22 protein-coding genes are annotated in these 20,960 nt (G+C 72.6%); 6 read left to right on the forward strand and 16 right to left on the reverse strand.

The annotated features are described in order from the left end of the window. Window positions 1-52 precede the first annotated feature (52 nt). The gene (locus tag ABZ385_RS13400; RefSeq protein WP_358589616.1) at window positions 53-1,306 is read left to right on the forward strand and encodes a nucleotide sugar dehydrogenase; all 1,254 of its coding nucleotides are present in this window, start codon (window positions 53-55) and stop codon (window positions 1,304-1,306) included. A 94-nt stretch (window positions 1,307-1,400) separates the two neighbouring features. On the opposite strand, the gene ABZ385_RS13405 is transcribed toward ABZ385_RS13400, so the two are convergent. The 4 genes from ABZ385_RS13405 to ABZ385_RS13420 all read right to left on the reverse strand — a co-directional run bounded on the left by ABZ385_RS13405 (window position 1,401) and on the right by ABZ385_RS13420 (window position 5,736). Beyond that, complete coding sequence (locus ABZ385_RS13405; RefSeq protein WP_358911399.1) at window positions 1,401-2,525, reverse strand: GuaB3 family IMP dehydrogenase-related protein; 1,125 nt, start codon at window positions 2,523-2,525, stop codon at window positions 1,401-1,403. A gap of 111 nt (window positions 2,526-2,636) precedes the next feature. Next, window positions 2,637-4,154, reverse strand: coding sequence for an IMP dehydrogenase (gene guaB, locus ABZ385_RS13410; protein WP_358589995.1), 1,518 nt, complete (start codon window positions 4,152-4,154; stop codon window positions 2,637-2,639). A 128-nt stretch (window positions 4,155-4,282) separates the two neighbouring features. Continuing rightward, on the reverse strand, window positions 4,283-4,858 hold the full coding sequence (locus ABZ385_RS13415; RefSeq protein ID WP_358589992.1) for a sigma-70 family RNA polymerase sigma factor: 576 nt from the start codon (window positions 4,856-4,858) through the stop codon (window positions 4,283-4,285). Between the two features lie 266 nt (window positions 4,859-5,124). After that, window positions 5,125-5,736 (reverse strand): response regulator transcription factor, encoded by a 612-nt coding sequence (locus ABZ385_RS13420; RefSeq protein ID WP_003948568.1) that lies wholly within the window; start codon window positions 5,734-5,736, stop codon window positions 5,125-5,127. A gap of 388 nt (window positions 5,737-6,124) precedes the next feature. Between ABZ385_RS13420 and ABZ385_RS13425 the strand changes: the two genes are divergently transcribed. Continuing rightward, window positions 6,125-6,451 carry a WhiB family transcriptional regulator gene (locus tag ABZ385_RS13425; RefSeq protein WP_358589990.1) on the forward strand — a complete coding sequence of 109 codons (327 nt, stop codon included), beginning with the start codon at window positions 6,125-6,127 and terminating at the stop codon, window positions 6,449-6,451. 63 nt (window positions 6,452-6,514) lie between these two features. Here ABZ385_RS13425 and ABZ385_RS13430 read toward each other — a convergent pair whose 3' ends face one another. Then, window positions 6,515-7,444, reverse strand: a complete 930-nt coding sequence (locus tag ABZ385_RS13430) for a LysR family transcriptional regulator (protein WP_358589987.1) — start codon at window positions 7,442-7,444, stop codon at window positions 6,515-6,517. 165 nt (window positions 7,445-7,609) lie between these two features. Here ABZ385_RS13430 and ABZ385_RS13435 point away from each other — a divergent pair, with 165 nt between their 5' ends. After that, window positions 7,610-8,383, forward strand: a complete 774-nt coding sequence (locus tag ABZ385_RS13435; protein WP_358589985.1) for an SDR family oxidoreductase — start codon at window positions 7,610-7,612, stop codon at window positions 8,381-8,383. 271 nt (window positions 8,384-8,654) lie between these two features. Here the strand turns inward: ABZ385_RS13435 and groL are convergent, their stop codons facing one another. The 3 genes from groL to ABZ385_RS13450 form a co-directional block, all read right to left on the reverse strand. Beyond that, complete coding sequence (groL, locus tag ABZ385_RS13440; RefSeq protein ID WP_358577442.1) at window positions 8,655-10,283, reverse strand: chaperonin GroEL; 1,629 nt, start codon at window positions 10,281-10,283, stop codon at window positions 8,655-8,657. 127 nt (window positions 10,284-10,410) lie between these two features. Continuing rightward, on the reverse strand, window positions 10,411-10,719 hold the full coding sequence (gene groES, locus ABZ385_RS13445; RefSeq protein ID WP_017239619.1) for a co-chaperone GroES: 309 nt from the start codon (window positions 10,717-10,719) through the stop codon (window positions 10,411-10,413). A 584-nt stretch (window positions 10,720-11,303) separates the two neighbouring features. Next, the gene (locus tag ABZ385_RS13450) at window positions 11,304-12,230 is read right to left on the reverse strand and encodes a polysaccharide deacetylase family protein (protein WP_358911401.1); all 927 of its coding nucleotides are present in this window, start codon (window positions 12,228-12,230) and stop codon (window positions 11,304-11,306) included. Window positions 12,231-12,312: 82 nt separating this feature from the next. Between ABZ385_RS13450 and ABZ385_RS13455 the strand changes: the two genes are divergently transcribed. Next, complete coding sequence (locus ABZ385_RS13455; RefSeq protein WP_358911403.1) at window positions 12,313-13,593, forward strand: methyltransferase domain-containing protein; 1,281 nt, start codon at window positions 12,313-12,315, stop codon at window positions 13,591-13,593. Between the two features lie 73 nt (window positions 13,594-13,666). Then, the gene (locus ABZ385_RS13460) at window positions 13,667-14,254 is read left to right on the forward strand and encodes a class I SAM-dependent methyltransferase (protein WP_358911405.1); all 588 of its coding nucleotides are present in this window, start codon (window positions 13,667-13,669) and stop codon (window positions 14,252-14,254) included. Window positions 14,255-14,299: 45 nt separating this feature from the next. On the opposite strand, the gene ABZ385_RS13465 is transcribed toward ABZ385_RS13460, so the two are convergent. Genes ABZ385_RS13465 through tsaB form a run of 4 tightly spaced genes read right to left on the reverse strand, consistent with a single transcriptional unit; the run spans window position 14,300 to window position 16,824 of the window. Continuing rightward, a complete protein-coding gene (locus ABZ385_RS13465; protein WP_358577432.1) occupies window positions 14,300-14,557 on the reverse strand; it encodes a hypothetical protein in 258 nt (85 codons plus the stop codon). After that, window positions 14,554-15,660 (reverse strand): tRNA (adenosine(37)-N6)-threonylcarbamoyltransferase complex transferase subunit TsaD, encoded by a 1,107-nt coding sequence (tsaD, locus tag ABZ385_RS13470; RefSeq protein ID WP_358577429.1) that lies wholly within the window; start codon window positions 15,658-15,660, stop codon window positions 14,554-14,556. The genes ABZ385_RS13465 and tsaD overlap by 4 nt, the downstream gene beginning before the upstream one ends. Beyond that, window positions 15,653-16,135, reverse strand: coding sequence for a ribosomal protein S18-alanine N-acetyltransferase (gene rimI, locus ABZ385_RS13475; protein WP_358577471.1), 483 nt, complete (start codon window positions 16,133-16,135; stop codon window positions 15,653-15,655). Before rimI ends, tsaD begins: the two co-directional genes overlap by 8 nt. 32 nt (window positions 16,136-16,167) lie before the next feature. Next, on the reverse strand, window positions 16,168-16,824 hold the full coding sequence (gene tsaB, locus ABZ385_RS13480) for a tRNA (adenosine(37)-N6)-threonylcarbamoyltransferase complex dimerization subunit type 1 TsaB (RefSeq protein ID WP_358911407.1): 657 nt from the start codon (window positions 16,822-16,824) through the stop codon (window positions 16,168-16,170). A 112-nt stretch (window positions 16,825-16,936) separates the two neighbouring features. Between tsaB and ABZ385_RS13485 the strand changes: the two genes are divergently transcribed. Then, window positions 16,937-17,485 carry a hypothetical protein gene (locus ABZ385_RS13485; RefSeq protein WP_358577425.1) on the forward strand — a complete coding sequence of 183 codons (549 nt, stop codon included), beginning with the start codon at window positions 16,937-16,939 and terminating at the stop codon, window positions 17,483-17,485. On the opposite strand, the gene ABZ385_RS13490 is transcribed toward ABZ385_RS13485, so the two are convergent. The 4 genes from ABZ385_RS13490 to alr all read right to left on the reverse strand — a co-directional run bounded on the left by ABZ385_RS13490 (window position 17,475) and on the right by alr (window position 20,837). After that, window positions 17,475-17,675: a hypothetical protein gene (locus tag ABZ385_RS13490; RefSeq protein ID WP_358577423.1), complete on the reverse strand. Its 201-nt coding sequence runs from the start codon at window positions 17,673-17,675 to the stop codon at window positions 17,475-17,477. The two genes, ABZ385_RS13485 and ABZ385_RS13490, sit on opposite strands and share 11 nt — an antisense overlap. Before the next feature lie 173 nt (window positions 17,676-17,848). Further along, window positions 17,849-18,361 (reverse strand): tRNA (adenosine(37)-N6)-threonylcarbamoyltransferase complex ATPase subunit type 1 TsaE, encoded by a 513-nt coding sequence (tsaE, locus tag ABZ385_RS13495; protein ID WP_358577421.1) that lies wholly within the window; start codon window positions 18,359-18,361, stop codon window positions 17,849-17,851. A 10-nt stretch (window positions 18,362-18,371) separates the two neighbouring features. Beyond that, window positions 18,372-19,571 carry an alpha/beta hydrolase gene (locus ABZ385_RS13500; protein ID WP_358911559.1) on the reverse strand — a complete coding sequence of 400 codons (1,200 nt, stop codon included), beginning with the start codon at window positions 19,569-19,571 and terminating at the stop codon, window positions 18,372-18,374. Between the two features lie 81 nt (window positions 19,572-19,652). Then, window positions 19,653-20,837: an alanine racemase gene (alr, locus tag ABZ385_RS13505; RefSeq protein WP_358911409.1), complete on the reverse strand. Its 1,185-nt coding sequence runs from the start codon at window positions 20,835-20,837 to the stop codon at window positions 19,653-19,655. Between the last annotated feature and the right edge of the window lie 123 nt (window positions 20,838-20,960).

Here is a 20,960-nt window from a genome sequence, read left to right on the forward strand (position 1 = left end):
CAGGGCTTGCGCGCACGTCCCGCTCCGGCTATTGGGAGGACGGCCCACCGCCATGCCCGCAGATCTCGCAGTGATCGGTCTCGGCCACCTCGGCCTGCCCCTCGCGCAGGCCGCCGTCGCCCGCGGCATCGCCACCACCGGCTACGATCCCGCCCGCGCCACCGACCTGGCGAGCGGCCGCCTGCCCTGCGACGGCGCCGAGGGGACCCTCACCGCGGCCGACGTCCGCCGGATGCTCTCGGGGGGCTTCCGGCCGACCACCGACCCGGCCGAACTGGGCCGCGTGCGCACCGCCGTCATCTGCGCCCCCACCCCGCCCGCCGCCGACCGCTCGCTGGACCTGAGCCAGGTGGCGGAGGCCGCCCGCGCCCTGGCCGCCCGGCTGCGGCCGCACACCACCGTGATCCTGGAGTCCCCCGCCTACCCGGGGAGCACCGAGGACTTCCTGCGCCCGATCCTCGAATCGGGCTCGGGGCTGCGCGCGGGCCGCGACTTCCACCTCGCCTACTCCCCGGGCCGCCTGGACCCGGGCAACCGCTCGCACGGCTACGCGGGCACCCCCAAGGTCATCGGCGGCCTCACCCCCGCCTGCACCGAGTCGGCGGCCACCTTCTACGGCCGGCTCACCGACAAGGTCGTCCGCGCCCGGGGCCCCCGCGAGGCCGAGACCGTGCACCTCCTGGAGACCAACTACCGGCACGTCAACATGGCCCTGGTCAACGAGATGGCGGTGCTCTGCCACGACCTCGGCATCGACCTGTGGGACGTCATCCGCTGCGCGGAGACCAAGCCCTTCGGCTTCCAGGCCTTCCGCCCCGGGCCCGGCGTCGGCGGCCACGGCGTCCCCCTGGACATCCCGAACCCCTCGCGCGGCGCCCGCCCCCTGCGCATGGTGGAGCTGGCCGCGCAGGTCAACGACCGCATGCCCCAGTACGTCATCCAGCGCTCGGCGACCCTGCTCAACGAACACGGCAAGTCCGCGCGCGGCGCCCGCGTCCTGCTCCTCGGCGTCACCTACAAGCCCGACCTGGCCGACCAGCAGGGCGCCCCCGCCCAGGAGGTGGCGACCCGGCTCATGGAGCTGGGCGCCTCCGTCAGCTACCACGACCCCTATGTGCCCAACTGGAGCATCCTCGGCCGTCCGGTCCCGCGCGCGGACTCGCTCTACGAGGCGGCCGCCGAGGCCGACCTCACGATCCTGCTCCAGCACCACCGCACGTACGACCTGCAAGGGCTGGCCGTGAAGGCGCAGCTGCTCCTCGACACGCGCGGCGCGACCCCGGCGGGCGCCGCCCACCGCCTGTAGCCACGCGCGCGTGGAAGGGCCCGGACACATGTGAGAGGGCCCGGACGCATCCGCGTCCGGGCCCTTCCACGACGTCACACGAGCGGCGCGCGCGTCACCGCTTGTGCTGCGCGTCCGCGACCGTCACCTCGACGCGCTGGAACTCCTTGAGCTCGCTGTAGCCCGTCGTCGCCATGGCACGGCGCAGCGCGCCGAAGAAGTTCATCGAGCCGTCGGGGATGTGCGAGGGGCCCGTGAGGATCTCCTCGGTCGTGCCGACGGTGCCGAGGTGGACCTTCTTGCCGCGCGGCACGTCCTCGTGGACGGCCTCCATGCCCCAGTGGTGGCCCTTGCCGGGCGCGTCCGTGGCGCGGGCCAGCGGGGAGCCCACCATGACGGCGTCGGCGCCGCAGGCGATGGCCTTGGGCAGGTCGCCGGACCAGCCCACGGCGCCGTCGGCGATGACGTGCACGTACCGGCCGCCGGACTCGTCCATGTAGTCGCGGCGGGCGGCCGCGACGTCGGCGACGGCGGTGGCCATCGGCACCTGGATGCCCAGGACGTTGCGCGTGGTGTGCGCGGCGCCGCCGCCGAAGCCGACCAGGACACCCGCGGCGCCGGTGCGCATCAGGTGCAGGGCGGCGGTGTAGGTGGCGCAGCCGCCCACGATGACCGGCACGTCGAGTTCGTAGATGAACTGCTTCAGGTTCAGCGGCTCGGCGGCGCCGGAGACGTGCTCGGCGGAGACGGTGGTGCCGCGGATCACGAAGATGTCCACGCCGGCGTCCACGACGGCCTTGGAGAACTCGGCGGTGCGCTGCGGGGAGAGCGCGGCGGCGGTGACCACGCCGGAGTCGCGCACCTCCTTGATGCGCTGCCCGATGAGGTCGGCCTGGATCGGGGCGGCGTAGATCTCCTGGAGGCGCCGCGTGGCGGTCTCCGGGGCCAGCTCGGCGATCTCGTCCAGCAGCGGCTGCGGGTCCTCGTAGCGCGTCCAGAGGCCTTCGAGGTTCAGGACGCCGAGGCCGCCCAGCTCACCGATGCGGATGGCGGTCCGCGGCGAGACCACGGAGTCCATGGGGGCCGCCAGGAAGGGCAGCTCGAAGCGGTAGGCGTCGATCTGCCACGCGATCGAGACCTCCTTCGGGTCGCGGGTGCGCCGGCTCGGTACGACGGCGATGTCGTCGAAGGCGTACGCGCGGCGGCCGCGCTTGCCGCGCCCGATCTCGATCTCAGTCACGTTGTGGGGCCTTTCCCTCTTGGTCTGCCTGTCCAGTATCCCCGACACACACGGAAGGGGCGGCCCCGGTGAGCCGGGACCGCCCCTTCACGCGCGCGTGGAGCCGGAAGACTACTTGTGACGGCTGTAGTTCGGCGCCTCGACCGTCATCTGGATGTCGTGCGGGTGGCTCTCCTTGAGGCCCGCGGACGTGATGCGCACGAAGCGGCCGTTGGCCTGGAGCTCGGGGACGGTGCGTCCGCCGACGTAGAACATCGACTGGCGCAGGCCGCCGACCAGCTGGTGGACGACCGCGGAGAGCGGGCCGCGGTAGGGCACCTGGCCCTCGATGCCCTCGGGCACCAGCTTCTCGTCGGAGGCAACGCCCTCCTGGAAGTAGCGGTCCTTGGAGAAGGAGCGCTGGTCGCCGCGCGACTGCATGGCGCCGAGCGAGCCCATGCCGCGGTAGGACTTGAACTGCTTGCCGTTGATGAACATCAGCTCACCGGGGGACTCCTCGCAGCCGGCGAGCAGCGAGCCCAGCATGACCGTGTCCGCGCCGGCGACGAGCGCCTTGGCGATGTCTCCGGAGTACTGCAGGCCGCCGTCGCCGATGACCGGGACACCGGCCTCCTTGGCGGCGAGCGAGGCTTCGTAGATGGCCGTCACCTGGGGGACGCCGATACCGGCGACGACACGCGTCGTACAGATGGAGCCGGGGCCGACACCGACCTTGATGCCGTCGACACCGGCGTCGATCAGCGCCTGGGCACCCTCGCGGGTGGCGATGTTGCCGCCGATGACGTCGACGCCCGGGGCGTCGGACTTGATCTTGGCGACCATGTCGCCGACGAGGCGGGAGTGGCCGTGCGCCGTGTCGACGACGATGAAGTCGACGCCCGCGGCGACCAGCGCCTGGGCCCGCTCGAAGGCGTCGCCCGCGACGCCGACGGCGGCGCCGACCAGGAGCCGGCCCTCGCCGTCCTTGGCGGCGTTCGGGTACTTCTCGGCCTTCACGAAGTCCTTGACCGTGATGAGGCCCTTGAGCACGCCCGCGTCGTCGACCAGCGGCAGCTTCTCGATCTTGTGGCGGCGCAGCAGCTCCATGGCGTCCACACCGGAGATGCCGACCTTGCCGGTGACCAGCGGCATCGGCGTCATGACCTCGCGCACCTGGCGGCCGCGGTCGTTCTCGAAGGCCATGTCGCGGTTGGTGACGATGCCCAGCAGCCGGTCGGCCGCGTCGGTCACCGGGACACCGCTGATGCGGAACTTGGCGCAGATCGCGTCGGCCTCGGCGAGCGTCGCGTCCGGGTGCACCGTGATCGGGTCGGTGACCATGCCGGACTCGGAGCGCTTGACCAGGTCGACCTGGTTGGCCTGGTCGGCGATGGAGAGATTGCGGTGCAGCACGCCGACGCCGCCCTGGCGCGCCATGGCGATCGCCATCCGCGCCTCGGTGACCTTGTCCATCGCGGCCGACAGCAGCGGGACGTTCACCCGCACGTTCTTCGAGATGTACGAGGAGGTGTCGATCTGGTCGGGCGCCATGTCCGACGCGCCCGGCAGCAGCAGCACGTCGTCGTAGGTCAGCCCCAGTGTCGCGAATTTATCGGGCACCCCAGTCGAAGAACCGCTGTTTGCAGTCATGACACCTTCCCCAAATGGCCTTGATCGGTGCGGATGTCCATGCTAACGGGAACGAGGAGTGTCTCATTCCACGATCAAGATCATCGGCATTCTTTGGACGTTCGTACGGCAGCACGCCGTACGACGGCTCACTGCTCGGCCAGGGCCCGCAGCCGGCTCAGCGCCCGGTGCTGGGCCACGCGCACCGCTCCCGGGGACATGCCCAGCATCTGGCCGGTCTCCTCGGCCGTGAGGCCGACGGCGATCCTGAGCAGCAGCAGCTCGCGCTGGTTCTCCGGGAGGTTGGCGAGGAGCTTCTTGGCCCACTCCGCGTCACTGCTGAGCAGGGCGCGCTCCTCGGGGCCGAGGGAGTCGTCGGGCCGCTCGGGCATCTCGTCGGAGGGCACGGCGGTCGAACCGGGCCGGCGCATGGCCGCCCGCTGGAGGTCGGCCACCTTGTGCGCGGCGATCGCGAAGACGAACGCCTCGAAGGGGCGGCCCGTGTCCTTGTAGCGCGGCAGGGCGAGGAGTACGGCGACACAGACCTCCTGCGCCAGATCCTCCACGAAGTGCCGCGCGTCACCCGGCAGCCGGGACAGCCGGGCGCGGCAGTAGCGCAGCGCGAGCGGGTGCACGTGTGCGAGAAGGTCGTGCGTGGCCTGCTCGTCGCCCTCGACGGCGCGAAGGACGAGGGCACCGATCACCGTCGTCTTGTCATCGCGCATCGGTCCATGGTGCCTTGACGGCGGCTGATCCGCGGCACCGCGTCCGTAGTTGTGCACTGAAGCGTTATGAGCAGGTGCGCCGGAACTCATCTCCTGCGCCCTCCCCTCCCGCTCGATCGACTCGTCCCCGAGGAACTCCACACCTCAAGGATGCGGCATCGGCCGCGAAGCGACACCCACCGCTCCCGAGGAGGGGTGCGGCGGGCGTCCGCCGCCCCGCCCACCGCGTGGCGGGCGGGAGGCGTCGCGCCCCCGCCGCGGCACACTCAGCGGACCAGGCCCCAGCGGAAGCCGAGCGCCACCGCGTGCGCCCGGTCCGAGGCGCCGAGCTTCTTGAACAGCCGCCTGGCGTGCGTCTTCACCGTGTCCTCGGAGAGGAACAGCTCACGTCCGATCTCCGCGTTCGACCGGCCGTGGCTCATGCCCTCCAGGACCTGGATCTCCCGCGCGGTGAGCGTGGGCGCGGCGCCCATCTCGGCCGAGCGCAGTCTGCGCGGGGCGAGCCGCCAGGTCGGGTCGGCGAGCGCCTGCGTGACCGTCGCGCGCAGTTCGGCGCGCGAGGCGTCCTTGTGCAGATAGCCGCGGGCACCGGCGGCCACCGCGAGCGCGACCCCGTCGAGGTCCTCGGCGACGGTGAGCATGATGATGCGCGCACCGGGGTCGGCGGACAGCAGCCGCCGGACGGTCTCCACGCCGCCCAGACCGGGCATGCGTACGTCCATCAGAATCAGGTCCGAGCGGTCGGCGCCCCAGCGGCGGAGGACTTCCTCGCCGTTGGCCGCCGTCGTCACACGCTCGACGCCGGGCACGGTCGCGACCGCTCGACGGAGCGCCTCTCGGGCAAGCGGGGAGTCGTCGCAGACGAGGACGGATGTCATGACTGTCCTCCGCGGCTCTCACAGCTGCTGCGCGTCACCTTGAGCCTCCAGGCTGGTACATATTCGTCACCTGTGCGGTTGACGCTCTCGGACACCTGCCCGAGCGCTTTTCCTTCAACCGCCTCGCACTCTCAACGACGGTCACCCGAAAGAGTTACGGGGCAGTCAGCCATCTTCGGCACTCTACGTGAGGGCCCGGACACAGAGCAGAGCGTGCGGCACACCCTCAAGGTTTCATCACAACCTATGCCCCATTTAGCTCCTTTTCTTCCCTTTTATCGGTGTCTGTGGCTAGATTCGCAATGAGTCATATTTTCATCTCCTTAGACAGTAGATGTACGGTCATGGGCACCGTACCCGCGTCAGAACGGCTTCAAGGGGAACAGCAATGGCAGATTTCTCCCGCCTTCCCGGACCGAACGCAGATCTCTGGGACTGGCAGCTCCTCGCCGCCTGCCGCGGGGTCGACAGCTCGCTCTTCTTCCACCCGGAGGGCGAGCGGGGTGCCGCGCGCAGCGCGCGAGAGAACTCCGCCAAGGAGGTCTGCATGCGGTGCCCGGTGCGTGCGGAGTGCGCCGCTCACGCGCTCGCGGTGCGCGAGCCGTACGGCGTGTGGGGTGGGCTGACCGAGGACGAGCGCGAGGAGCTGATGGGGCGGGCGCGCCATCGCCTCGTCACGGCGTCCGCGCCCGGCGGAGCGGTCTCACCGCACTGAGCAGCGCGTCTCGCCGTACTGAAGGAACGTTTCTGCACAGGGGCCGTGGGCCCGGCGCGCGGGTCAGCGGGCCGCCGCGCGCGCCAGGTGGTCCAGCGTGGCGGCGACGGCCGGCACCTGCGCCAGGTCCGGCAGCGTGAGCGCGACGATCTCCCGCCGCACGGCCGGTTCGACCGTCACCGTCCGGGCGCCCATGGGGCGCACCGACTCGATCGCCAGCTCGGGCAGCACCGCCACCCCGAGGCCGGCGCCGACCAGGCCGATCACCGCCGGATAGTCGTCGGTGGCGAAGTCGATCCGGGGCGCGAAGCCGGCCCCCTCACAGACCTCCACCAGCTGCCGGCGGCAGCGCGGGCAGCCCGCGATCCACGACTCGTCGGCGAACTCCCCGATGGTGACGGCGTCCGCCCCGGCGAGCCGGTGCCCCTCGGGCACGAGGCCGACGAGCCGGTCCGCGAGCAGCGGGCGCACGACGAGGTCGTCCCAGTCCTCGGCGGCGGACGCGCCGTCCGCCTTGCCCTGAGGGGCCTCGCTCCGGGCCGCGTACCGGAAGGCGAGCGCCACGTCGCAGTCGCCCTCGCGCAGCATCTCCACCGAGCGCGGCGGTTCGGCCTCCACCAGGGAGACGCGCGTCCCGGGATGGGCCGCGCGCAGCGCCGCGAGGGCGCCCGGCACCAGCGTCGAACTGCCGCTCGGGAAGGAGACGAGCCGGACCCGGCCCGCGCGCAGGCCCGCGATGGCGGCCACCTCCTCCTCCGCGGCGGTGAGGCCCGCGAGGATGCCCGCGGCGTGCCGCACCAGCGCCTCGCCCGCCTGAGTCAGGCGCATCTCGCGGCCGGTGCGGATCAGCAGCGGCGTACCGGTGGACGATTCGAGGGCCTTCATCTGCTGGCTCACGGCGGGCTGGGTGCAGCCGAGCTCGCGGGCCGCGGCGGAGAAGGAGCCGGTGGCGGCCACGGCGCGCAGGACACGGAGGTGACGGGCCTCGATCATGCTTCGAGCATAAGCGTTGCTTGGGCCCGGCGTGAAATATCACCTCGCGCCTTTGGGTGGCGCTCGCCCGATCCGCGGGCGCGCGGGTACGGCGCGCGGTCTCGTGACCCGGGGTCATGGCGTGCGGCCGGCCCGGCGGTGGCCGAATCTCACTAGCCTTGGTCCATGACTACGGCTCTGATTACGGGATCAACCGCCGGCATCGGCGCCGCCTTCGCGCGCCGCCTCGCCGGTGACGGCCACAACCTCGTCCTGGTGGCGCGTGACACCAAGCGGCTGCGCGAACAGGCGACCGAGCTGCACGACCGGCACGGCATCGAGGCGGAGGTGCTCACCGCGGACCTGTCGACGGACAGCGGCATCGAAGCCGTCGAGAAGCGGCTCTCCGACCGCAGGGACGCCGTCGACCTGCTGATCAACAACGCCGGGTTCGGCAACAAGGGCCGGTACCTGGAAGTGGCGATGGCCGACGAGCTGACCATGCTCAAGGTGCACTGCGAGGCGGTGCTCCGGCTGACGTCGGCGGCCGCGGAGTCGATGCGGGAGCGGGGCCGGGGCGGAGTGGTGAACGTCGCGTCGGTGGCGGCGTTCGTACCGCGCGGGACGTACGGCGCCTCGAAGGCGTGGGTCGTGCAGTTCACCCAGGGCGCGGCGAAGGACCTGGCGGGCAGCGGGGTGCGGCTGATGGCGCTGTGCCCCGGCTTCGTCCGTACGGAGTTCCACGAGCGGGCCGGGATGGGGACGTCCAACATCCCCGACTGGATGTGGCTCGACGCGGACAAGCTGGTGGCGGCGGGGCTCGCCGACCTGGCGCGGGGGCGGACCGTCTCCGTGCCCGATCCGCGCTACAAGGCCCTGATGGGCCTCGTGAAGGTGACGCCGAGGTCCCTTCTGGGTGGCGTCACGTCCCGCACGGGCCGCAAGTACGGGCCTCAATAGGGTCTTGTTTCCGGGCCCTCGCGTCTGCCGGGCCGGTGTGTGTTCACCGGCTGCGGGCCGTGGTCCGTCCTCGCGCAGTTCCCCGCGCCCCTTCCAGGGGCGCTACACCTGACGCCGTTCAGGGGCGCGGGGAACTGCGCGACCGGCCAGGAACAGGCCCGCACCCGGCGAAGTCGGCGCAACCCGGCAGACGCGTCCCGGAAAAGGCCGAGGCCCGGCTCCCCCTGGGCGACAAGGGGAGTCGGGCCTCGGCGCTCAGCGAGAGCGCAGGTCAGTGCGAGTGACCGTGGCCGTGGCCGTGGCCCGCGTCGCCCTCGTCCTCGGCCGGCTTCTCGACGACGAGCGTCTCGGTCGTCAGCAGCAGCGAGGCGATGGACGCGGCGTTCTCCAGCGCGGAGCGCGTGACCTTGACCGGGTCGATGACGCCGGCCTTGACCAGGTCGCCGTACTCGCCGGTCGCGGCGTTGAAGCCGAAGCCCTTGTCCAGCTCGGCGACCTTGGAGGTGATGACGTAACCCTCCAGGCCGGCGTTCTCGGCGATCCAGCGCAGCGGCTCGACGGCGGCGCGGCGCACGACGGCGACACCGGTGGCCTCGTCGCCCTCCTTGCCGAGGTTGCCCTCGAGGACCTTCACGGCGTGGACGAGCGCGGAGCCACCACCGGAGACGATGCCCTCCTCGACCGCGGCGCGGGTCGCGGAGATGGCGTCCTCCAGACGGTGCTTCTTCTCCTTCAGCTCCACCTCGGTGGCGGCGCCGACCTTGATGACGCACACGCCGCCGGCCAGCTTCGCGAGGCGCTCCTGGAGCTTCTCGCGGTCCCAGTCGGAGTCCGTGGCCTCGATCTCGGCCTTGATCTGGTTGACGCGGCCCTCGACGTCGGCCTTGTTGCCGCCGCCGTCGACGATCGTGGTGTCGTCCTTGGTGATGGTGACGCGGCGGGCGGTGCCGAGCACGTCCAGGCCGACCTGGTCGAGCTTGAGGCCGACCTCTTCGGCGATGACGGTGGCACCGGTGAGGGTGGCCATGTCGCCGAGCATCGCCTTGCGGCGGTCGCCGAAGCCGGGGGCCTTCACCGCGACGGCGTTGAAGGTGCCGCGGATCTTGTTCACGACCAGGGTCGACAGGGCCTCGCCCTCGACGTCCTCGGCGATGATCAGGAGCGGCTTCGAGGAGTTGGCCTGGATGACCTTCTCCAGCAGCGGCAGCATGTCCTGGATGGAGGAGATCTTGCCCTGGTGGATCAGGATGTACGGGTCGTCGAGGACGGCCTCCATACGCTCCTGGTCGGACACCATGTACGGCGACAGGTAGCCCTTGTCGAAGGCCATGCCCTCGGTGAAGTCGAGCTCCAGGCCGAAGGTGTTGGACTCCTCGACGGTGATGACACCGTCCTTGCCGACCTTGTCCATCGCCTCGGCGATGAGCTCGCCGACCTGCGGGTCCTGGGCGGACAGACCGGCGACGGCCGCGATGTCGGCCTTGTCGTCGATCGGACGGGCGGTGGCGAGGAGCTCCTCGGAGACGGCCTTGACGGCGGCGTCGATGCCCTTCTTCAGGGCGGCCGGGGAGGCGCCGGCGGCGACGTTGCGCAGGCCTTCCTTGACCAGGGCCTGGGCGAGCACGGTGGCGGTGGTGGTGCCGTCACCAGCGATGTCGTTGGTCTTGGTCGCCACCTCCTTCACCAGCTGGGCGCCGAGGTTCTCGTACGGGTCCTCGACCTCTACCTCACGGGCGATGGTGACGCCGTCGTTGGTGATGGTCGGGGCGCCGAACTTCTTGTCGATGACGACGTTGCGGCCGCGGGGGCCGATCGTCACCTTGACCGTGTCGGCAAGCTTGTTGACGCCGCGCTCAAGGGCGCGACGGGCGTCCTCGTCGAACTTCAGGATCTTCGCCATGGGAGCGATTCAGCCCTCTCGAAAACTCGGGTTAACGAGCCGCGCCCCTCGCCGCCCGGCAATCAGCGGGGTGACCAGGGGCGCAGCTCAAAGCAAATCTGCTGGTGAAGCAGGTGAAGCGGGTGAACTACTTCTCGACGATCGCGAGCACGTCGCGGGCCGAGAGGACGAGGTACTCCTCGCCGTTGTACTTCACCTCGGTGCCGCCGTACTTGCTGTACAGCACGATGTCGCCGGTCTTCACGTCGAGCGGCAGGCGCTCGCCGTTCTCGAAGCGGCCCGGGCCCACGGCCAGGACGACGCCCTCCTGGGGCTTCTCCTTGGCGGTGTCCGGAATGACCAGGCCGGAGGCCGTGGTCTGCTCGGCGTCGAGCGGCTGGACCACAATGCGGTCCTCGAGCGGCTTGATGGCAACCTTGGAGCTGGTGGTCGTCACGTTCCGGTCTCCCCCTTCGGAGATCTCACGGGGTTAACAGTCTGAGGTGTGGCGACCAGGTGGATCCGTCGTCGCGGGTGCCGGACCTGCCCGTCGCTGTTGGCACTCTCCAACGGGGAGTGCCAGAAGCGAGACTAGGACGGCGATTAGCACTCGGTCAAGCGGAGTGCCAATCCACTGCGCGGCGCTTTACGGGGACGGGGCGCTCCCCGGCCCCGGGGGCAGGGGTGTGGCCCTGTCCGGACAACGTGCTGCGCGGCCCCGAAGTTCCTCCGACGGCTCGGCGCGTCGACGGGGCGCGCCCGTGCGCTCGGCGCGGGGCGGCTCCGGAGCGCCGGTGCGGGGCATCCCCGTACGCCCGGCGCGGGGCGGCATCGGATCGCCGGGGCGGGGCCGCCCGCAGTGGTCGGCGCCCGGGTCGCCCGTGCTCCCCCGGCCGCGCGGAGGCATCTTCTCGGCGGCTTTCCTGCCCAGGCGTTCGATCGGGTCCACCGACTCCGCGCAGGACACCAGCGTCGCGGGCGCGAGTACTCCGCACAGCAGGGCCCCCACGAGGAGGCGGCGGCGCACCCGCGCCCGCCGGGTCACAGGTAGTCCTCCAGCCTGGCCACCGCGTAGCCCTTGGCCGTGACCGTCTTCATGGCCCGGCGGACCATGTCGGGCATGGTGCCCTTCCAGTCCTCGCGGCCCCGGAAGTGGGTGAGGAGGATGTCGCCGGGGTGCAGGTCGCGGTCCCACTCGCGGTAGTCCATGCGGTCGGTGAAGACCTCCGCGTTCCACAGCGGCACCGCCTTGATGCCGCAGGACTTGGCGGCGCGCAGCGTGTCCCGGTTGTAGTTGCCGTACGGCGGCCGGAAGAGTTCCGGCCGCTTGCCGTAGCGCTTCTCGATGACGTCCTGCATGCCGCAGATCTCGCGGCGCTGGCGTGCGTAGGAGAGTCCTGGCATGTAGCGGTGGTTGAGGGTGTGGTTGTTCAGGGAGACCCCGCGGTCGCGCATCTTCGTGAAGTAGCCGTAGTCCTCCTTGACGAGGTAGTCGCTGAGGAAGGCGGTGTACGGAATCCGCAGGTCGCTCATCATCCGCAGGAACGCCGGGTCCTTCTCGGCGCCGTCGTCGATGGTCAGGAAGACGACCTTCTTCTTGGTCGGGATCGTCGTGAAGACCGGCGGCAGCTTCGACTGCCCCTTGACCTCGAAGCCCCGGCGGGTCTTGAGCCGCGGCTTGGTCGCGGGCGGGGCGGGCGCGGTCAGCGGGGTCCTCGCCAGGCCCCAGCGCTGGGCGGCCGTGACCCGGGCGGCATGGGCGGCGCCGAGTTGCTGGGCGTAGGAGTGCAGGGCCCGGGCGGGCGGCGCCTGGAGCGGCTGCTGGCCGTGAGCGGGCCGCACGGCATCGGATCCGCCCCCGGAGGCGCAGCCGGAGGCGATCGCCGTGACGGTCAGCGCCGCGAGCGCGACACGCGACCGATTCTTCCGCCTTACGGCGCATTCTTCGTTTTGTCGTACGAGTTGCATGGCGCCGGATCCTCGCAGCCCGGGGCCCGCTTCCCGGGCCGACACCGCCGCCCGCCGCGCACCATCCACCGACTGGCCCACAATGGGGCGGGTGAACGACCCGAACACGCCGCCCGGACCCGACGCCAGCGCTGCCACCGCTGCCCCCGCCATCGGCGACACCGGCCCCGGCGACCCGCTCGCCGCCTTCGCCGCCCTGCGCACCGAGGCGGGCCGGGCCCTGCTCGCCGAGGTCCGGGACGTCGAGCCCGCGCAGGAGCTGGCCGCCGCCACCCGGCTGCGCCGCGAGCACCCGGCGCCGCTGGTCTCCGCCGCCCTCGCCCAGGCCCGCCTGCGCCGGCGGGCGGCGGCGAAGTTCGGCGCCGAGGACGCGGCCCGGATGTTCTTCACGCCCAACGGCGTCGAGCAGTCCACCCGCGCCTCCGTCGCCGCGCACCGCGCCGCGCGCTTCAAGGCGCTGGGCGTGCGCTCCCTGGCCGACCTCTGCTGCGGCATCGGCGGTGACGCCATCGCCCTGGCGCGGGCCGGCATCTCGGTCCTCGCCGTCGACCGGGACCCGCTGACCTGCGCCGTCGCCCGCGCCAACGCGGAGGTACTCGGGCTCGCCGACCTCATCGAGGTGCGCGAGGCCGATGTCACGGACGTGGACACAGCGGCGTACGACGCGGTGTTCGTGGACCCGGCGCGCCGCTCCTCCAAGCGTGGCCGCATCTTCGACCCGGAGTCCTACTCCCCGCCGCTGTCCTGGGCCGTCCGGACGGCGCTCGGGGCCCCGCGCGCCGCCCTGAAGATCGCCCCCGGCATCCCGCACGAGGCGATTCCCGCCGAGGCGGCGGCCGAGTGGATCTCGGACGGCGGCGACGTCAAGGAGGCGGTGCTGTGGTTCGGCACGGACGCGCCCGCCTCGCACCGCGCGACGCTCCTGCCGCGGAACGTCTCGCTGTGGAGCCCGCTGGCCACGCTGCTGCCCGACCCCGAGGTGCGGCCCGTGGGGCGGTACCTGTACGAGCCCGACGGCGCCGTCATCCGCGCGCACCTGGTCGCCGAGGTCGCGGCCCGGGTCGAGGGCGGACTGATCGACGCGACCATCGCGTACGTCACGTCCGACGCGCTGCACGCGACCCCCTACGCGGCGGCGTACGAGATCACCGATCAGCTCCCGTTCGGCGTGAAGAAGCTGAAGGCCCTGCTGCGGGAGCGGGAGGTCGGCGTCCTGACGGTGAAGAAGCGGGGCTCGGCGGTGGAGCCGGAGGAACTGCGCCGCAAGGTGAAGCCGCAGGGCAAGAACGCGGCGACGGTCTTCCTCACGCGGGTGGCGGGCGCCCCGGCCATGCTGATCGGCCACCCGGTGCCCACCGACTGAGCGGCGCCGGCCGAGGGCCGACCGGGGCGCGGTTTCCCCGCACCCCTTCGGCCCCCTCTGGCAGGCTCACGCCATGCCTTTCGACCACAACGACCACTACCACCGGCTGCTCCTGCGCGCGCTGCCACCGGGCGGCCGCACCGCCCTCGACGTCGGCTGCGGCACCGGCCGTTTCGCCCGGCGCCTCGCCGCAGGCGGCTACACGGTCGACGCGCTCGATCCGTCCGCCGAGGTCATCGCCGAGGCCCGGGCGCTGGGCGGCGGACCCCGGTTCCAGCGGGCGGACGTGACCGAAGGGGACCTGCCCGAGGGGCATTACGACGTCATCACCTGCCTGGCGAGCCTGCACCACATGCCGTTCGCCACCGTCACCCGGCTGCGCGACGCCCTCGCGCCCGGCGGCACCCTGCTCGTCCTCGGCTGCTACGCCGGGATGACGTGGTGGGACCTCGCGGCGTCGCCCGCCAACGCCGTGGCACGGCTGGCGGTGTACACGGGCGAACGCCTGCGCGGCACGCGCCCGCCCCCGCTCAGGGCGCCGGTACGGCAGCCCGACATGACGCTCCCCCGGATCCGCGCCGAGGCGGCCCGCCTCCTGCCCGGCGCCGGCGTGCGGCAGCTGCTGTTCTGGCGGTACCTGCTGACGTACCGCAAGACGTGAGCATCAGGCGTCGGGCATCAGGCGTCGGGCGTCGGGCGTCGGGCATCAGTCTGCGTCCACCGGCTCGAACCGCCAGCGGTGCGCCGCGCGGGCCACCAGCTCCGGCGCCGGGTCCGGCAGCTCCGGGAGGTCGGCGTCGTACGCGGCGTCCCACCAGGTGATGACGAGGACCCGGTCCTGCGGGGCGCGGAAGTGCTCCCGCCGCAGCGGCGCGGCGTCGAACCGCTGTGCCCGCGCCCACGTCAGCAGCTCCGCGCCCCGCCCCTCGGCGGCCCGGGCCTCCCACATCAGCGCGACGGTCACGAGTACAGGTTCTCCTTGCTGACCTCGTGCACGTGGTCGTGGGAGTGCGTGTGCCCCGGCACGTGCGGCTCCGTCACCGGCAGCGAGGAGTCGGCCGACAGGTCCCACGAGGAGGCCGCGCGGTTGCGGGCCACCATCTCGGCGCCGAGGGCCGCGACCATCGCGCCGTTGTCCGTGCACAGCTTGGGGCGCGGCACGCGCAGCCGGATCCCGGCCTTCTCGCACCGCTCCTGGGCGAGCGCCCGCAGCCGCGAGTTGGCGGCCACGCCACCGCCGATCATGAGGTGGTCGACGCCCTCGTCCTTGCAGGCCCGCACGGCCTTGCGGGTGAGCACGTCGACGACGGCCTCCTGGAAGGACGCCGACACATCGCGCACCGGCACGTCCTCGCCCGCGGCCCGCTTGGCCTCGATCCAGCGGGCGACGGACGTCTTGAGCCCGGAGAAGGAGAAGTCGTACGCCGGGTCGCGCGGCCCGGTGAGCCCGCGCGGGAAGGCGATGGCGTTCGGATCGCCCTCGCGCGCGTACCGGTCGATGACCGGGCCGCCGGGGAAGCCGAGGTTCAGCACCCGCGCGATCTTGTCGAAGGCCTCGCCCGCCGCGTCGTCGATGGTCGAGCCGAGCGGCCGCACGTCGGAGGTGATGTCGGCGGAGAGCAGCAGCGAGGAGTGGCCGCCGGAGACCAGGAGCGCCATGGTCGGCTCGGGCAGCGGCCCGTGCTCCAGCTGGTCCACACAGATGTGCGAGGCGAGGTGGTTGACGCCGTACAGCGGCTTGCCGAGGGCGTACGCGTACGCCTTGGCCGCCGAGACGCCCACGAGCAGCGCGCCCGCGAGCCCGGGACCGGCGGTCACCGCGATGCCGTCGAGGTCCTTCGCGCTCACCCCCGCTTCCTTCAGGGCACGCTCGATGGTCGGCACCATCGCCTCCAGGTGCGCGCGGGAGGCGACCTCGGGCACGACACCGCCGAAGCGGGCGTGCTCGTCGACGCTGGAGGCGACGGCGTCGGCGAGCAGGGTGGTGCCGCGGACGATGCCGACACCGGTCTCGTCGCAGGAGGTCTCGATGCCGAGGACGAGGGGTTCGTCGCGCGAGTCAGCCATGAATCTCGGTTCCTTGTACGCCGGATACGGGGGTGGAGGGATCGGTGCGGCGCATGACCAGGGCGTCCACGTTGCCGGGCTGGTAGTAGCCGCGCCGGAAGCCGATGGGCTCGAAGCCGAAGCGCTCGTAGAGCTTCTGCGCCCGGGTGTTGTCGACCCGTACCTCCAGCATGACCTCGGCGCACTCGAAGGCGGTCGCGGCCTGGAGCAGGTCGGTGAGCAGCCGGGCGCCGAGCCCGGTGCCCCAGTGGTCGCGGGCGACGGCGATGGTCTGGACGTCGGCGAGGTCCCCTTGGGCGGCGAGCCCCGCGTACCCGACGAGGCGCTCGCCGGCCATGGCGACCACGTAGCGGCGGGTGGCCCGCGGTCCGCGCGCGTGGGCCAGCTCGGACCAGAACATGCCGCGCGACCACGCGTCGTCCGGGAACAGCTCCTTCTCCAGGGCGAACACCGCGTCGATGTCCCACCAGCGCATCTCGCGCAGCGCGACGGCCGCGTTGACGTCGCTCACTTGGGGGTGACCACCTTGTAGTTCTTCGGCACCTGCGCGTCGGGCCGGCGCAGGTACAGCGGCCGGGGCTCCAGGAGCGCCTCGCCGGCGGCGAGCTTCTCGGCGGCCAGGGACGCGAGCGCCGCGGCCGAGACGTGCTCGGGGGCGCGGGCGTCCGGGAAGACGTCGGGGTAGAGCAGCGCGCCCGCGCCGACGGCGGGCAGGCCCTCGACGTCGGCGGCGAGCTGCGCGGGCCGGTCGACGGCGGGCTCGCCCACCCTGGTGCGCGCGTCGTCGTAGCGCGCCCAGTAGACCTCCTTGCGCCGGGCGTCGGTGGCGACCACGAAGGGGCCGTCCTCGATGCCGGAGGCGTAGGCGAGGCCGTCCAGCGTGCACACGCCGTGCACGGGGACGCCGAGGGCGAGGCCGAAGGTGTCGGCGGTCATCAGGCCGACGCGCAGTCCGGTGTAGGGGCCGGGGCCCACGCCCACGACGATGCCGGTGACGGCGTCGAGTCTCTGCCCGGCGTCGGCGAGCACGCGGTCGACGGCCGGGAGCAGCAGCTCGCCGTGCCGGCGGGCGTCCACCTGGCTCGACTGGGCCACGACGGAGGAGCCGTCGTGCAGGGCGACGGTGACGGCGGGCGTTGCGGTATCAAGAGCGAGCAAGAGCACGCGAACAGCCTACGGCTCCGGCGCCTGCCGCACGGCCGCCCCGGGTTGGGCCACGCCTGCTGCTACCGTCACTGCGTAGCCGTATGCCGTACGACGAGGTGGGTGGCGAAGGGTGTCAAGGAGCAGCTCGGGATTCGTGGCCGCGCTCACCGCCGCCGCGGTCGCCGCGGTCGGCTTCCTCGCCTATCAGGCGTCGGCCCATGTGCCGGACAGCCTGGCCAAGCGGCCCCAGAAGTCCGCTTCCGCGACCCCGCGCTCCCCCAAGGACAAGGCGAACCCGGCGGCCGTGCCCGCCGAGTCCGGCAAGGGCGAGCGGGTCGTGTACTCCGTGGGCGAGGACCGGGTCTGGCTGGTCGAGGCCTCCGGGAAGCTGCGCGTCACGTTCCCGGTGACGCCCGGCTCGGTCGACCCGCCGCCGGGCACCTACGCCGTCACCTCGCGCTCGGGGACCGTCACCGGAACGGATGGCGTGCCGATTGAGCACGTCGTGCGGTTCACGAGCGTCGAGGGCATCACGATCGGCTTCAGCGCGGCCGTCGACGGCTCGACGCCGAAGCCGGACCCGGCGAAGCGGACCGGCGGCATCCGTGCGTCGCGCGCGCACGGCGACGCGATGTGGGAGTTCGCGACGATCAGCAAGAAGGTCGTCGTCATTCCGTAGGCGCGCCGGGCCCGCTCGCGGCGGCGCCGGCGGGCGCCGGGTCGCGGGGCGGGGTGGAGACCGCGCTCGCGGCGGCGCACGACGCGAGCAGGTCACTCATCGACAGCTGCGCGGGGCCCGGGGCGGCCGAAGGTCCCGGCAGACCGAGTGCGGGCGGCCGCGGCTGTGCGTCACGTTCTGAAGCCGACATGGATGCCTCCTGGGCTCCCGGGGGCAGACGTGGTTAGGTAGACCTAACCAGGACCGGTACCCATGTGACCACGCCCGGCGCACGCGACGCAACATTTTGCCGACGACATGTCGGAACCTTCGGGTGAACGTACCCACGACCCTTGCGGGGCCCGGGCGAGCGCCCCCTGGGGGTCAGGCGGCCAGTGCCGCCAGGTCCGCGTCCGTCCACCGCGCGCCGAGGCCGGTCAGCGTCACCTCGCGCACCTCGTCCGTCGTGTCGCCGACGGCCCGGTCGATGACGACGTGCAGCCGGTCGTCGGACAGCTCCTCGACCTTGCCGTCGCCCCACTCCACGACGATCACCGAATCGGGCAGCGAGACGTCGAGGTCCAGGTCCTCCATCTCGTCGAGCCCGCCGCCCAGCCGGTACGCGTCGACGTGCACGAGCGCGGGACCCTGGCCGAGCGGCGGGTGGACGCGGGCGATGACGAAGGTCGGGGAGGTGACGGCGCCGCGCACGCCGAGGCCCTCGCCCAGGCCGCGGGTCAGCGTGGTCTTGCCGGCGCCCAGCTCGCCGGTGAGCATGACGAGGTCGCCGGGGCGCAGGATCTTGGCCAGGCGGCGGCCCAACTCGCCCATCTGTTCGGGGGAGTTCACGGTGGTCGTGAGTACGTTCGCGGGGACCTGGTGGTGCGGTGCTTCCATGCCGTCCACGTTAGCCGCTGGAGGAGCCCGCGTCGGCTGCCGTCCGCCCGGCGCCCGTCCGCGCGAGCAGCTCCGCGAGGTGCTCCGTGACCACCTCGGGGTGCTCCAGCATGACCAGGTGCCCCGCGTCGGGGACCAGGACCAGCCGGGCGTCCGGCAGCAGGGACGCGATGGCCTCGCTGTGCTCGCTCGGCGTGACCAGGTCCTGCTCCCCGGCCAGCACCAGCACCGGCAGCCCCACGAAGCGTTCGAGCGCCGCCGCCTTGTCGTGCTCGGCGAAAGCCGGGTAGAACTCCGCGACCACGTCGATGGGCGTCGCCTCGATCATCCGCTCCGCGAACCGCGCGATCGCCGGGTCGACGTCCTTGCGCGAGAACGAGTAGCGCTTGATGACCCCGGCGAAGAGGTCCGCGGTGGCCCGCCGCCCCCGCTCCACCAGTTCGGCCTGCGAGCCGAGCGTGCGCAGCACTCCGGGCAGCACCCGGCGCACCGCGTTCATCCCCGCCACCGGCAGCCCGAAATTCACCTGACCGAGCTGCCCCGACGACGTACCCACCAGGGCGACGCCCACGACGCGCTCGCGGATCAGCTCCGGGAACTGGTCGGCGAGGGCCATGGTCGTCATGCCGCCCATGGAGTGCCCGACGAGGACGAGCGGTCCCTTCGGCGCGGCCGCGTCGATGACCGCCTTCAGGTCGCGGCCCAACTGGTCGATGGAGACCGGCACATCGCGCTCGACCTGGTCGACGCCACGCCCCGAGCGGGCGTGGCTGCGCTGGTCCCAGTAGACCGCGCGGACCGCGCCGCGCAGGGCGGCCCGCTGGAAGTGCCAGGAGTCCTGGCTCAGGCAGTAGCCGTGGCTGAAGACGACGGTGAGCGCGTCGCCCGCGGCGCCCCCGCCCCGCTTGCTCCCCTCACTCCCCTCGATCTCTTCGATCTCTTCGACCTCTTCGACCTCTTCGACCTCGTAGGACAGCTCCGTGCCGTCGTCCGCGTGCGCCGTGCCGGGCATGCCGCGCAGCGAGCCGTACGGTCCCGCCGCGTCCAGCGCGAGCCGTGCCTTCTTGCGGATGCCGCGGCCGACGGTGAGCCGCTCGATGGCGACGCCCGCGGCCGCGCCGGCGGCGATCACGCCGAGCGCGGCGCCCGCCACGGTGGCCCGGCGCCAGCTCCCGGCCGCGGCGGCGACCTCCGTCACGGCCTCCGTCACGACGTCCGCGACGTCCGCCACGACGTCCGTCACCGCTTCCGCCGCGGCAGCCCCCGTGCTGCTCTCGCTCACGTGCCGCTCCTAGTCAGTGGTCGGGCCGGTCGTTCCCGTCTCTCCCGCGCCGGGCCGCTCATTCACATGGACGCGCGGCACCCGCGATCCGATGCGCGTGACGATCTCGTACGCGATGGTGTCCGCGGCCCGCGCCCAGTCCTCGGCGGTCGGCTCCCCCCGGTCGCCGGGGCCGAACAGGAGGGCCTCGGCGCCCACTTCGGGCTCGTCCCCGCCGAGGTCGACCACGAACTGGTCCATCGCCACGCGCCCCGCGGCCGTCCGCCACTTGCCTCCGACCAGGACCGGGGCCGTGCCCGAGGCGTGGCGCGGGATGCCGTCGCCGTACCCGGCGGGGATGAGGCCGAGGGTCGTGGCGCCCGAGGTGACGTAGTGGTGTCCGTAGCTCACGCCGTGGCCGGCCGGGGCGTGCTTCACATGGGCGAGCGAGGCGCTGAGCGTCATGACGGGCCGCAGCCCGAGGTCCCCGGACGTGCCCACCTCGGGGCTCGGCGAGATGCCGTACATCGCGATGCCGGGCCGTACGAGGTCGAAGTGCGCGTCCGGGAGCGTGAGCGTGCCCGGGGAGTTGGCGATGTGCCGGACCTCGGGGCGTATGCCCTGGCCCTCGGCGTACGCCACCATCTCGCGGAAGACGGTGAGCTGGGCGGCGATCGAAGGGTGCCCCGGCTCGTCGGCGCACGCGAAGTGCGACCAGAGGCCGGTGACCGTGACCAGGCCCTCGGCCTCGGCGCGCAGGGCCTCGGCGATCAGCTCGGGCCAGTCGGCCGGCATGCAGCCGTTGCGCCCGAGTCCCGTGTCGGCCTTGAGCTGGACGCGGGCGGTGCGCCCCGCCGCCCGGGCGGCCGCCGTCACCTCGCGCAGCGCCCACAGCGCGCTCACCGACATGTCCAGGTCGGCCTCGACGCCCTCGCGCCAGGGGCCGCCCGGTGTCCACAGCCAGCACATGATCCGCCCCGGCAGGCCCGCCGCGCGCAGGGCCAGGGCCTCCTCCGGCGTCGCGGTACCGATCCAGGTGGCGCCCGCCCGGACGGCTGCCCTGGCGCAGGGCACCATTCCGTGGCCGTACGCGTCGGCCTTCACCACGGCCATGAACGCGGCGTGCGGCGCGCGGGCGCGCAGCGTGCGCACGTTGGCGCGGAGGGCGGCGAGGTCGATCTCGGCGCGGACGCGGAAGGCGGCTGTCTCGTTCATCGCGCACAAGTGTCTCAGAGGGCCCCGCCATGCCTACCTCCGTGCCCACCGCCCACCCATCTCCGTGCCCAGCGACCACCACCGCCGGACCGCCTCCGTGCCCACCGGCCCCCACCGCCCGAC

It is taken from the genome of Streptomyces sp. NPDC005898, from assembly GCF_040629635.1.
GTDB lineage: Bacteria > Actinomycetota > Actinomycetes > Streptomycetales > Streptomycetaceae > Streptomyces.

Excerpts from the sequence above, each read along its gene's own strand:
- ABZ385_RS13400 (WP_358589616.1), top strand. The coding sequence starts at position 53 with ATGCCCGCAGATCTCGCAGTGATCGGTCTCGGCCACCTCGGCCTGCCC.
- guaB (WP_358589995.1), bottom strand. The coding sequence starts at position 4,154 with ATGACTGCAAACAGCGGTTCTTCGACTGGGGTGCCCGATAAATTCGCG.
- ABZ385_RS13415 (WP_358589992.1), bottom strand. The coding sequence starts at position 4,858 with ATGCGCGATGACAAGACGACGGTGATCGGTGCCCTCGTCCTTCGCGCC.
- ABZ385_RS13420 (WP_003948568.1), bottom strand. The coding sequence starts at position 5,736 with ATGACATCCGTCCTCGTCTGCGACGACTCCCCGCTTGCCCGAGAGGCG.
- ABZ385_RS13425 (WP_358589990.1), top strand. The coding sequence starts at position 6,125 with ATGGCAGATTTCTCCCGCCTTCCCGGACCGAACGCAGATCTCTGGGAC.
- ABZ385_RS13430 (WP_358589987.1), bottom strand. The coding sequence starts at position 7,444 with ATGATCGAGGCCCGTCACCTCCGTGTCCTGCGCGCCGTGGCCGCCACC.
- ABZ385_RS13435 (WP_358589985.1), top strand. The coding sequence starts at position 7,610 with ATGACTACGGCTCTGATTACGGGATCAACCGCCGGCATCGGCGCCGCC.
- groL (WP_358577442.1), bottom strand. The coding sequence starts at position 10,283 with ATGGCGAAGATCCTGAAGTTCGACGAGGACGCCCGTCGCGCCCTTGAG.
- ABZ385_RS13450 (WP_358911401.1), bottom strand. The coding sequence starts at position 12,230 with ATGCAACTCGTACGACAAAACGAAGAATGCGCCGTAAGGCGGAAGAAT.
- ABZ385_RS13455 (WP_358911403.1), top strand. The coding sequence starts at position 12,313 with ATGGGGCGGGTGAACGACCCGAACACGCCGCCCGGACCCGACGCCAGC.
- ABZ385_RS13460 (WP_358911405.1), top strand. The coding sequence starts at position 13,667 with ATGCCTTTCGACCACAACGACCACTACCACCGGCTGCTCCTGCGCGCG.
- tsaD (WP_358577429.1), bottom strand. The coding sequence starts at position 15,660 with ATGGCTGACTCGCGCGACGAACCCCTCGTCCTCGGCATCGAGACCTCC.
- rimI (WP_358577471.1), bottom strand. The coding sequence starts at position 16,135 with ATGCGCTGGTGGGACATCGACGCGGTGTTCGCCCTGGAGAAGGAGCTG.
- ABZ385_RS13490 (WP_358577423.1), bottom strand. The coding sequence starts at position 17,675 with ATGTCGGCTTCAGAACGTGACGCACAGCCGCGGCCGCCCGCACTCGGT.
- tsaE (WP_358577421.1), bottom strand. The coding sequence starts at position 18,361 with ATGGAAGCACCGCACCACCAGGTCCCCGCGAACGTACTCACGACCACC.
- alr (WP_358911409.1), bottom strand. The coding sequence starts at position 20,837 with ATGAACGAGACAGCCGCCTTCCGCGTCCGCGCCGAGATCGACCTCGCC.